Genomic DNA, 12267 nt, shown 5'->3' with positions numbered 1-12267 from the left:
ATGCCTGATGCGCTGCGCTTATCAGGCCTACGATTTGCACGCTGCCGTAGGCCGGATAAGGCGCCAGCGCCGCATCCGGCTAAAACATCAGAATTTCCAGGACACACTGCCGACAATGCTGCGCTCGGCGCCGAAGTAGCAGTATGAGAGCGAGTTACAGGCCGCAACGTAGCGCTTGTCGGTCAGGTTGTTAACGTTCAACTGCGCGCTCAACCCTTTAATACCGACATTCGTTAAGTCGTAACCAATCACCATATCCACCAGTGTGTAGGACGGCAGGGTGTGAGTATTCAAGCGATCGCTGGTAATACCGTTAACGTAGCGCACGCCTGAACCCAACGTCAGACCGTCCAACGGACCGCTTTTTACATCGTAACTCAGCCAGGCACTGGCCTGGTTACGCGGGGCGTACACCGCGCGCTTACCCTGCTCTTCCGGGCTACTTTTCTTATAGCGAATATCGGTATAGGTATACGCGGCCTGCAAACGGAAGCTATCCGTCAGTTGGCTAATTGCCTCCAGCTCCACCCCTTCAGATTCAATTTCCCCAATCGAGCGGTACGGATCGGTCGGCTCTTCTTTAGTGGCAATATTCGTCTGATTGATACGGAACACCGACGCGCTGAACTGGCTGTTGAGTCCTTCCGGCTCATATTTCAGACCGGCTTCCCACTGCTTGCCTTTCATCGGATCCAGCAGATTACCGTTCTCATCGGCAAAACTGGTGGGCGTAAAGGCAGTGGAATAACTCACGTACGGCGCAAAGCCGTTATCGAATAAATAGAGCAACGCGGCGCGGGTACTGAAGTTGTTTTTATCCAGATCGCTGCGAGTATCCTTGATCTTATCAATGTTAGAAACGCTGACCTGATCGTAGCGACCACCGAGCGTAATACGCCAGCGATCCCATGACATTTGATCCTGCAAATAGTAACCCGTCTGGCGCAGCTTGTGTTTCTCACGCGCATACATGTCGATGTAATCAGGCTTCGCGCCGTACACCGGGTTAAAAGCGTCAATCGGCGGGAAAGCGCCGTAGTAACCGGTAGTATTGTTGCTGCGATTCTGATAGTCGATCCCCACCAGCAGACGGTGGTTTACCTGCCAGGTATCAAAGCTGCCGTCGAGCTGGTTATCCAGCGTAATGGCCGACATTTTTTCATCAGAGCCGGAGTAGCCGCGATTAAGCTCGGTTTCATTCAGCCAGCCCGCTGCATACACCTGGTTCAGCTCAACGTCGGTATGCAGATAGCGCAGCTTTTGCCGCACCGACCAGCCGCTATCAAACATGTGCTCAATGTTGTAGCCCACCATGTTTTCGCGGCGATCGTATTTGTCGTAATCATCCTCGCCTTCGTAAAAGGTGTTGGAGATCTTTTGCCCGTAATGCGGAACCACGGTGCCGTCATATGGCAGACCGGAGTGGCTACCGCCTTCCGGGTCACGGTGCAGATAGGCCATCAGATCCAGACGCGTCTGGTCGGTGATACGCCAGGTCAGGCTGGGCATCAGCGCGTAACGCTCTTCCTTCAATGGACCAAACTGCGAGTCCGCGTAACGCGTCATCCCGCTCAGTCGCGCCGCCACGCGATCGTTATCATCCAGCGCCCCGGTGACGTCAAACGCCGCGCCGCGCTGGTTATTGTTGCCGGCAAACAGCTTCACTTCGCCGCCCGCATCAAACGATGGCTTACGTGAGGTCAGCGCCACAATACCGCCCGGAGAGGAACGACCATACAGTACGGAAGCCGGACCGCGTACGACTTCGATATCTTCGAGGAACCACGGATCGACCACCAGAGAGCTGTGTGAGTTGGTGTCGCCCATCATCTTCAGACCATCGAGATAGACGTTATCCAGGCTACCGTCAGAAAAGCCACGCAGCACGATGTAGTCAAAGCGGTTGGAGGCGCCAATCTGATTGCTGTACACCCCCGGCGTATAGCTGACGGCCTGGCGCACGCTGGTTGCGCCCTGCTCTTCAAACTGTTCACGGGTAACGATCGATACCGACTGCGGCGTTTCAATATCCGGCGTGGCAAGCTTCGTGGCCCCGCTCTGCATCTGCGAGGTGACAACCACCGTATCGTTTTTTGTTGTTTCCTGCGCCAGCAGAGGAAAAGCCACGCTGCCGGTAACCCATCCCACCAGCAGCGCCAAGCGAGTCTTCGCGAACATGAATATCTCCAAAGGCATGTCTAATTGTAAGTGAGAATTATTACCTTTTTGTTGACGGAGATAGCTATGCCGGATGCCAGGTTGCCTATGCGCAGTGCCAAATTGTCAGGAAATCACGTGCGTAAAACGCAAATATGGATTAGCAAAGTTTGAGCAAATCGCCGGGCGAAAAGCCGTAACGGCGACGAAAAGCGGTAGAAAAGTTGGTGGCGTGCTGATAACCCGACATCCAGGCCGCCTGCTGTACGCTATATCCTTCCAGTAGATAGCCGCGCGCACGTTCCAGACGGCAATCGCGCAGGTAGTCGAATACCGAACAGCCATAGGCTGCACGAAACTTACTGCGCAGGCTGCTGGGACTCATCGCCGCACGTTGGGCCAGGTCATTAAGGGTGTAGTCATTTTCGGGACTCTGCTCCAGCAGTCGGCGAACGACCTCCAGCCGCTGCTGCTCCCCGCTCGCCGCAAGACGTTTACCGCTCTCGACCTGACACACGCTGAGGCCATGACCAAACAGTTGTAATATCAGCCCTTCCAGCATGAGCTGACGAGAAACATGGCTAATCGTACTCTGTTGCGCGTACTGCAGTCCGCTGAGTAAAAACCCCGGCACCTGCCAGATAAGCGTCGGCGTCTGGCATCTTTCCCACTCACGCATCAACGATTCGAGCAACCCTGTGCGACACGCGCCGTCGGGATACAAACCGAGCGATAATGTCCGCAGTTTACAATCAGCATGATGACGGGCACGCATCGTCTGGTGCTCACTCAGGCGTGAGCTAAACGCCATGCCGGAGCGCACCACATGCTCCTGTCCGTTAAGCGTCAGAATCACGCAGCCTTCCAGTACCACCAGCATATACAGAGGGCTGTCGTGACGAGAGGTAGTTTCGTAGGGTTGCAATACCTGTACGTCGGAGTGCGTCACGCACATCCCACATGGGAGTGTCATCTCCTCAATTTCACCTTGCAGAACAGGGCTGCCAGACGATAAATCCGGCCTTTGTGCCAACTGGGGAAAACGGTAATCGATCCCGTAGCGCTCACCAAAATCCATAAACTCGCTGACGGAGAAAGTGCGAGCGACGCGTCCGGAGGCATTCAGGGCGGTGGTATTGTTCATGCTGTCTTCTGCACAGGAAAAGGGATTAACGGTTTATAACTGAAGCAACATTACCATTACCTGCGCAATACGACAATAATAATGAGAACCATTATCAATATGGGTAATTAGCAGAATAAACAGATTAATCCAGCCAGTTTAGATCTGCCGAGGAGGCACACGGCGCAGCCTCTTTTAACCAGCGATACAGCAGCTCAATATTTCTGAGCCGTGTTGAAGCCTTTGGCCAGACAAGGTAATACCCCTCGCCAGTCGCCACCGCATCTTTAAACGGTAACGCCAACATCCCTGCCTGAATGGCCGCCAGGCTTAACAGCAGGTCGGCAACGGACACGCCATGGCCGCTCATCGCCGCAAGACTGCCCTGCTCCAGGGTGTCGAACACTTTGCCTCGTGCAAGATTCAACGCCGGAAACTTCCCGGTGCGTTGCAGCCAGCGACGCCAGTCACGGCGATCCGCTGAGGGATGAATCAGTTCACAGGCAGAAAGATCGCGCTGCGCCTGTACCAGCAGTGCGGGTGAGCACACCGGGATAAGCCACTCCTGAAACAGCAACCGGCTGTCGGTATCGTCACCAAAATGGCCATTCCCTAACAGGATCGCACAGTCATACGGTTCACGACTGAAGGATACCGAATCGGTATCCATCCAGATGCTGGAAATTTCGATTACCGGGGTCGGATGCGCCTCACGGAAATGACGCAGTACGTCCAGAAGCCAGCGCATCGTCAACGTAGACGGCGCTTTCAGCCGTAGCTCATGACTGCTGCTGCGAAAGGCATGACACGCGTGTTCCAGACTCTGAAACCCAGCCGTTAACTGCTGCGCTAACCCTTGGCCAGAAGGCGTTATCTCGATACGCGGGCCGCTACGGACAAATAGCTCACAACCAAACCATGCCTCCAGCGTGCGAATATGACGGCTTACCGCGCCCGGCGTCACGTTAAGTTGAATAGCGGCTTTACTGAACGATCCCAGACGGGCTGCTGCTTCAAAAGCCCTCAGGGCATACAACGGAGGTAGCGTCATTCTCAGCTTCTATGTTGAGTTTTACTCACAGTAGAGCGCAGTTTTATTCGTTTTTCAATGCGCCACGCAGGCGGAATACTGATGGAAAATATCATCAGGATAATCAGGTATGAATTTCACTTTACTGGCTGCCTATAGCCTCAGCGTAGTAACCCTGCTGTTAACTCCGGGTCCTGTCGTGGCGCTGATTACCACCACCGCGGCGCAGCACGGCTATCGCCAGGCCTTTATCACGCTGATTGGCACTAACGGCGCTTCTTTAGTACTGATTGCTCTGGCTGCACTGATGCTGGCTGGCGTGGTATCAATCTCTGCGATATGGCTTGGCGTACTGGGCCTTGTGGGATCGTTGTATATCGGTGTGATAGCGATTAACGGCCTGCGGGCCAGGTCCTCAACCCCCGAACTGAGTGCGCGAAAACGCGATAACAGCGGGCTTATTCATGGATTTCTGACCGGGGTCGCCAACCCAAAGGACATTCTGTTTTTCGTAGCGTTTTTTCCCCAGTTCATGGCCATTACGCAAGATTTCACCACCAGCATTCTGACGCTAACGCTGGTGTGGGTTATTTTTGATGTTACGGTGTTGTCTTTTTACATCATTGCTTTCAAACGCTGGATGCCACAGCGGTTTGCCAGACGCAGCGTTTTTATCTCCTCACTATTTCTGCTCGCGGTGGCGGTGTTTGGCATTATTTATAATATACACACGCTACAAATACTCTCACCCGCGATGTGAACCCCTACAGATTGTTCAGCTTACCCACTCATCAGACAGAATTGTCCGCTGATGAGATGGGTATCTTCTACTTGGTGTTCTGAATATCAGACTACGATTTTTCTTCTACCTGAAATACCGATACCGCCTCGGACAACATGGCCGACTGTTCTTCCACGCTGCCTGTCGTGGCGGCTATTTCCTCAACCAGCGACGCATTTTGCTGAGTCACTTGCTCCATTTGCGTTACCGCGACACGGATCTGTTCAATGCCGCGACTTTGTTCTCCTGATGCACCGGAGATATCTTCCATTAATTCATTGATGTTACGTATCGACTTAGCGAGATCAGCCATCATGGTCCCACTATTCTCAGCTATCTCCACGCCTTCTTTGACGCTAATTGCCGCCTTCGCGACAAGCTCGCTGATCTCTTTCGCCGAGGCTGCGCTACGCTGAGCAAGGGTTCTGACTTCACTCGCCACAACGGCAAACCCACGCCCGGACTCGCCAGCGCGAGCCGCTTCTACCGCGGCGTTTAATGCCAGGATATTGGTCTGAAAAGCAATGCTATCAATGACATGTGATATTTCATTTACGCCCTGCGCGTTAATACTGATCAGGTGAATTTTCTCGACCATATCGCTCATTAAACGCTCGCCACGCAGGGCCATTTCCGTGCTTTCACTGGTCATGGCTGACGCCTGGTGTGACTTATCGGAGTTATTTTTTGTCGTTACCGAAATCTGTTCCATACTGGCTGCCGTTTCCACCACGGCCGCCGCCTGCTGCTCCGTTCTGGTCGATAAGTCTGAATTACCCGACGCAATCTCCTGCATTCCGGTATTAATCGATTCGACACCATCGCGAATCGTACTGACCGTCTCGCGCAAACCGACCTGCATATTTTGTAAATTCAAACACAACAGACCTATCTCATTATTACCTGGTACCTTAACCGGATGACTCAGATCGCCTTTACCAATCCGTGAAAAGTGCTCAGATACGGTATTTAATGGCCGAATGATGGTCCGGTTCATCCAGATATTACAGATAAAAAAGATAAGAACTGTAACCACCAGGATCACGGATACTTTTATTATTGATGTATTAAACTGAACGTGGGTCTGTTCCAGGATCTTTTCACCGGTTAGCTGTGTTGATTTGTAATAATTCTCCACCTGACTATCAAATTTTTTGCGAAAAGCAAGCCTCTCGGAGTCGACATTTATTTGCGCATTCACAATACTACCGTTTGAGACCATCTCATTTAATTTTTCAACATGATTTTGCGCCGCATTTATTTGCTGTTCAAAGGCTGCCTTAATAGTTTTACCAATCTGTTGATCATCAGCAGTCAAACCCGGAATGTCCCAGAAAATATTGAACTGTTTTCTGGCTTTACCAATCTCATCTTGTACCTGGTTCAATGTTTGTTGAGTATCAGACGTATTATGCAACTGAATATTATCAAGTCCCTCTCTTATTTTATAAATGGCCTCGGCAACCTGATGCAGCGCATCCTGTTCCTTTATGACATTGTGCAGTAAAAGCGTACTTTTTTGGTTTTCTTTTAGATCGATAAGTTCAAACCCATTAGAAAAAAACTGCATACAAGTAAATAGTAACAGCAATAACAACAGACTGGTTTTAATCCTCATATTCTTTAACATTCAAACATCTCCATAACAATAGAAGTCATCCACGACTTAATTGTTATCGACACGCCAAGAAATACCTTAACCAGTAAAATGGTTAATTATCAGAACGTATCCTTATCGGCATGTTCTTCCTAAATTAAGAACATGAGTCTGCACACTGCGATAAGCAGCGTATATCTTGCTTCGGGATGAATAGAACCAGAAAAATCTACATTAATATTATTAATGGATTAAAAAGTGGCATGTAAATTGAGCACCTGCGAACTATTGAGAATGACCGAGATCACTGCATCTGACTTAAAGACGACGAGCCAAATAATTGTCAGTATTCAGAGTATATAGACAGTAACGTCTTCCTGCCTATCGACAGGCACCCGCACCCAGGACAACGAATCAACGGTAATCGGTGCCATTTCATTTTCTAAGCGTAACAAAGGTGTGCTGGCATCTGGCACACCTGTACTTTCGGCTATTTCGAGAACGCCGCGAAAAGAAATATATACACTATCCGGAGTATCTGACAACCTTATCCATTCACTGGCGATCGCTAATTTTCGAGTAAACATTCGCTATCCTTGCGCGCAGTTCCTATCCGATAATTTATAGAGAAAAATATATTTTTTGAATTAACAATACACTGTCCACATAGCCTGTTAAGTACTACTAACTAAAAGAAAATGGAAGTGGTAAAATTCATTCGAGCTGTGCTTTACAAATTCGACCGGGAGGTTATGTTTGGTGAAAGTTAACTTTGCAAACTCAACATCTCCATACACCCGAATACAGAAAGGTTTGACTATCTCACCCTGAACGCCAAAGCACTCCTGGAGTCGAGTATCATCCATAAAAATAAAATTACCTTCTCTTACTTTTATTTTTTCATGTAGATCTCGCCACTTCTCCGGCGTAAGAAGAAAACTTTCCCAACCATTATTCCTCAACACTTCGATCGTATGGGTAAATTTAAAATAGTCATTTTGCATTGTCACATCACCACTCGAAGTCGAGTATAGATATTCTATTTTAAATTTAAGTTGCGCATTGAGACTTTTTTTCTTTCCTTCATCAATTAACCACTGAAGCTCATTAACAATGTTCCTTGAGAAGATCTTTCTTTTTTTAGCAATAGCTAACCACTGCATAATAAAAAGATGTTCTGACATTTTAGAGTGGATCTTACGGTCCTGTACTGCGATACCAATTGCAACTAATGCACTCCAGGTAAACGCTTCCAGGTCATCCTGATAATGGTGTCGTAACGTACTAACTTTTCCTGAATCCTTTACCACTTAAACCTGCCCAAATAAATCATTTTTACACGTCATTCTTGCATTAATCCATTTAAAAAATTACTACAACTAAAAACACCAAAATATGATCCAGATTAACTTATCCCTACATAATAAAATTGCAAATATAATACATCATTATTGTTAATCATTGATGTACAGATGGCTCAGTCATAAATAATAAGAATTATGCGATAAAGAAAAAACTAATAATACTTACCTGTTATCAATTTCCACCTCTGCCAAGAACCTGATTATCATAAAATTTCAAAAATTGCTGATTAGAGGAAATATCCTGATAGGTTTGACCTGGTACTCCATAACCCCTACCCGCCTTAACACGATATAGACATAAAATATCCTGAAAAAATCACGTCTCACATAGCGCTGAGCAACATACCACCTCCTGGTAGCAAACCATTTTTTTTATAGAGGTATCAGTAATATTAACGCTTTAATTTTTAACTAATACCAAAAGCCAACATCCGGAGTCAATGAACCGGAGGTTGGCTTGTAGCTGGTATGGTTAATAGAAAACACCGATGATCAGAGTATGAGTTACAAAGCCCACAACCAACGGTACGGCGGTACGTTTAACCACATCAAATGGCGTTATTTTCGCCCCACTGGAAACGGCAATCACCACGCCGGAAACCGGTGAAATTGCCCGCCCCATATGTGATGCCTGCTGCATCGGCAGGATCATCGCAACAGCGTTAGCGCCCATACTTGCCGCGATTTGCGGGATCAGCTCAACGAAAGCAAGGAATGGCGCATTACCCGATCCCATAATAATTGCTGCCGCCAGCGTCACCAGCGCAAACACCACCGCCATAGCAAATGGAGGTAATCCCACGTGCTCCGCCATCAGGATTAATTGATCAATGGCACCAATAACTTTAATCCCGTGAGCAAAAACACCTGCCGCAACCAGCAGCCCAACTACCCCGGTAAAGGCGGTACCCATGCCTTTAAGGAAATGGCTGAATCCTTCGCATACTGCCTTTAAATCACGCACTCGCAGCCATTCAATCAACATGCAGACAGCCATCGAAATGAGCACAATGGTGATAATATTCAGGTTAATACCACTGACGAACATTTCCGATGATCCCACCGCCATTAGTATCGGAAGCATCGGGAGCAGCGCATAAAAAGCCGGAGCTTTTCCTGAGTCTGTCACCTCAGCGCTACCGATTTCTCGTGGTAGCGTTCCTGCTTTACGGTCGCAATGCCGCTGCCAGAAGAAATGGCAGACGCCCACGACCAGCACGGTTGCCAGCGCAGCGGGTCCCTGGTGATAAACAACGTATTCCACCACATCCATATTGACCGCTTTAGATCCCCTGATAGCATCGATAGCTGTCGGGGTATACGCCACACCAAGCGAGGTGGCAATAACCCCAGCAGCCGAGGCTGCAGAAAGCCCTAACCCCAGCATAATGGGGAACATCGTCCCCATCAGCAACACGGCTAGCCCGGTGGCGGATGGAATGGCCAACTGCAGGAGGCTGGCGAGCAGATAGGAGAAGAATAAAAGCACATAGGGCGAACGCAACGCGCGCAAAGGTTTCGTCACAACCCGCACAACCGCTTCATTTGCCCCGATATGATCCATGTAATGCGCAAATCCCATTAACGCCATGATCATCAGGCCGAGATCGGCAGCACGCGTACTAAAGAGATCGCGCATCACCTCGAAAGGATCGAGAAATGAAATCCCCGTACTGGCAACGCCCTTCGGTAATACAGAACCCCATCCGGTTAACGCCGTACAAATCATCAACACCAGGCCCGCAATGAACAGCACGGGTTCAGCACGATAGCCTTTCAGGATCAGACGCGCGACCACCACGATAACCAGTAGGGCAATTAACACCTGAATCATGACTGAGCTCTCCTCTGCGCGAACTCAGCAAAGGTTTCCTCAATGACCGCTACCACCACATCGCTGGCGGCTCGCAGTGAACGCACCGGTAGGTATTCATAAATTGAATGAAAGTTATGAGCACCGGTAAAAATATTCGGGCAAGGCAGTCCTTTCTGCGATAGCACTGCGCCATCATAGCCACCACGCATGGCGACAGGTTGCGGGGTAATGCCACACTTCTGATACGCACGTAGCGCAATATCAATCGGGTAGTGAGCATCGCCTTGCAAACTATTGAACACATTGGCATAGCGATCGGCTAAATGACAGACCACACTGTTTTCTCCCCACAGCGCGCAGGTGCTGACGGCAAGCTGGCGGATATATGCCATACGCGCCTTATACCCTTCTTCGGTAAAATCCCGGATATCCAGCTTAAGTACCGTACGAGCGCTGTTACCCTGAAGTTGTTTTACCCAGTAATACCCTTCACGTCCTTCCGTATACTCAGGCGCCTCTCCTCCAGGTAGCATCGCAATAAACTTATGCGCCATCAGCAGAGAATTCTTCAGCTTACCTTTGGCCGACATCGGGTGCGCGGACTGACCGGTAAAGATGATTTCCGCATCACCCGCGTTCCAGTTCTCATAGACAAACTCTCCAATGCCGCAGCAGTCCAGGGTATAGCCAAAATCAGCACCAAACGCCGCCACATCAAACGCTTTTGCTCCCCGTAATCCCTGCTCTTCATCAGGAACAAAACCGACCTTCACCGGCCCATGCTTAATCTCCGGATGCGCGACAAGGTACTCCAGAGCATTCATAATCGCGGCGATGGCGGCTTTATCATCTGCCCCTAAAAGACTGGTTCCATCCGTCACCAGCAGGTCATCACCGATATAATTTTTCAGTTCTGGAAATTCACTTTCGCGCAGATAAATTTTTAGATCCTGGTTCAGACACAAATCCCCACCGCTGTAGTGCAGACGTTGCGCATTTGTGTCCGCGGTCTGTTCCGCGCTGGTATCCAGATGACCAAAAAAGGAAACGGCAGGGATTGTGTCATCGGTATTTCCAGGTAAGGTCGCTGTCACAATAGCGGTATCCCTGACCTCGATGTTTTCCATTCCTAATGCTTCAAGTTCTACTGCAAGTAGTTTTGCCAGTTCCATTTGACCAGGTGAAGAAGGCATTATCCCATTAGCGCCATTTTCCCTTGAGGTCGTGGTATTGATTTTCGTGTAGTTAATAAAGCGTTCAACAATATCCATTCCAGGAGATCCTTTAATGTATCATTTACGAGTTACTGCAAGAGAAGACCTGCATACAGCGTGGGTTGAGTAATCTGAGAACAAAATAAAATCAGCGCTCATCCCAGAACGCTGATTTTATGGGTGTTACGACAACGATTTATATAAAGGAAGATAAAAAAGGCCAGTAATTATACCAGTGATTAAAAACTCCTTTTGATTGATAAAATCATATTCCCTGTCTGTTTTTACTGCATTTTCCATGGTGTTAAGCTAACAGAAGTCATAAACGGCATTCGCATGTCTAAGGGATAATAAAAATCATTTAGATTCCTACATCTATACCGACACAAGACATACCATAGTTATATTTTTTTAATGAACAAATGCTGTAACAGCAACATGCAACCGTTTGCACCTCTCTACAAATAGCCACTTAACGCACTAAAATTCGTGAACAAAATCACAATTACTTCAAAAGCGAAAATTAATATCACACTGAAAAACAGTCAGTTATAAGGAAAACTATATAATACCCCTATAAATAAAGATGAAATTACACTATTCATCATGAAATAGATTCATAGCGATACTATTTCAACATTACCGTATGGTTCAGAGAACAAAATCTGTCATCATCACTAATGTAAAACAACAAGAACAATAATATTAAAATATCTGTTTATGACGATTATCAAAATTATACACAGGCAAAAAAAACCTCTCCCCTGAGAAGAGATTCAGGGCAGAGGCAATACGGGTGTTAAGGACATTTTTATAGTTTTGATGATAACAGAAGAGCTTCTTGCAGGATCGAGTATACACACTTAGCAACATTAAGAAAATTCTTAAAATCATCAAATTTAAAATTTCATTTAAATTCACTTTTATAATAAAGCAGTATTTATCAAAGTAAAAATACAACCGATGACAAACTTAAGCTATATTACTCAATGACGTCATACGAATAAAACCAATCACGCTGGGTGGCAGCCTGTAGTGCTATTGACGCTGGTAAAATATTAAATTGTTTTGATATATCAATATTTTTTCACATAACGAGAATTAAAAATTCATTTAATAAAAAAATACACTTTCCCATTACAGATCACATTTCGTCTACAGGGGGATTTCCCCTGCTGTTTCTTG

The 12267-nt window shown here is 47.7% G+C and carries 9 protein-coding genes; 1 reads left to right on the top strand and 8 read right to left on the bottom strand.

Annotation, left to right across the window (positions count from 1 at the left end; all coding sequences use genetic code 11):
* Positions 1–87 precede the first annotated feature (87 nt).
* The 3 genes from foxA to OGY83_RS00730 form a co-directional block, all read right to left on the bottom strand.
* Entirely contained in the window at positions 88–2196 is a 2109-nt protein-coding gene (foxA, locus tag OGY83_RS00740) for a ferrioxamine B receptor FoxA (RefSeq protein ID WP_286634913.1), read from the bottom strand.
* A 121-nt stretch (positions 2197–2317) separates the two neighbouring features.
* Entirely contained in the window at positions 2318–3301 is a 984-nt protein-coding gene (locus OGY83_RS00735) for a helix-turn-helix transcriptional regulator (protein ID WP_286634912.1), read from the bottom strand.
* 124 nt (positions 3302–3425) lie between these two features.
* Positions 3426–4331: a LysR substrate-binding domain-containing protein gene (locus OGY83_RS00730; protein WP_286634911.1), complete on the bottom strand. Its 906-nt coding sequence runs from the start codon at positions 4329–4331 to the stop codon at positions 3426–3428.
* A 109-nt stretch (positions 4332–4440) separates the two neighbouring features.
* Here OGY83_RS00730 and OGY83_RS00725 point away from each other — a divergent pair, with 109 nt between their 5' ends.
* Entirely contained in the window at positions 4441–5070 is a 630-nt protein-coding gene (locus tag OGY83_RS00725) for a LysE family translocator (protein ID WP_286634909.1), read from the top strand.
* A gap of 91 nt (positions 5071–5161) precedes the next feature.
* Here OGY83_RS00725 and OGY83_RS00720 read toward each other — a convergent pair whose 3' ends face one another.
* From OGY83_RS00720 to pepT, 5 genes are all read right to left on the bottom strand, one after another.
* Positions 5162–6721, bottom strand: coding sequence for a methyl-accepting chemotaxis protein (locus OGY83_RS00720; protein ID WP_286634907.1), 1560 nt, complete (start codon positions 6719–6721; stop codon positions 5162–5164).
* A 317-nt stretch (positions 6722–7038) separates the two neighbouring features.
* The gene (locus OGY83_RS00715) at positions 7039–7275 is read right to left on the bottom strand and encodes a hypothetical protein (protein ID WP_286634906.1); all 237 of its coding nucleotides are present in this window, start codon (positions 7273–7275) and stop codon (positions 7039–7041) included.
* An 87-nt stretch (positions 7276–7362) separates the two neighbouring features.
* The gene (locus OGY83_RS00710) at positions 7363–7998 is read right to left on the bottom strand and encodes a DUF2913 family protein (protein ID WP_286634904.1); all 636 of its coding nucleotides are present in this window, start codon (positions 7996–7998) and stop codon (positions 7363–7365) included.
* A 526-nt stretch (positions 7999–8524) separates the two neighbouring features.
* On the bottom strand, positions 8525–9886 hold the full coding sequence (gene dcuC, locus OGY83_RS00705; protein ID WP_123268920.1) for a C4-dicarboxylate transporter DcuC: 1362 nt from the start codon (positions 9884–9886) through the stop codon (positions 8525–8527).
* The gene (pepT, locus tag OGY83_RS00700; RefSeq protein ID WP_123268921.1) at positions 9883–11139 is read right to left on the bottom strand and encodes a peptidase T; all 1257 of its coding nucleotides are present in this window, start codon (positions 11137–11139) and stop codon (positions 9883–9885) included. The genes dcuC and pepT overlap by 4 nt, the downstream gene beginning before the upstream one ends.
* Positions 11140–12267 lie beyond the last annotated feature (1128 nt).

This window comes from Citrobacter sp. Cpo090 (assembly GCF_030332665.1).
GTDB classification, from domain to species: domain Bacteria; phylum Pseudomonadota; class Gammaproteobacteria; order Enterobacterales; family Enterobacteriaceae; genus Citrobacter; species Citrobacter portucalensis.
The sequence above is the reverse complement of the archived record's forward strand: the minus strand, read 5'-3'. Positions and strand labels throughout refer to the sequence as shown.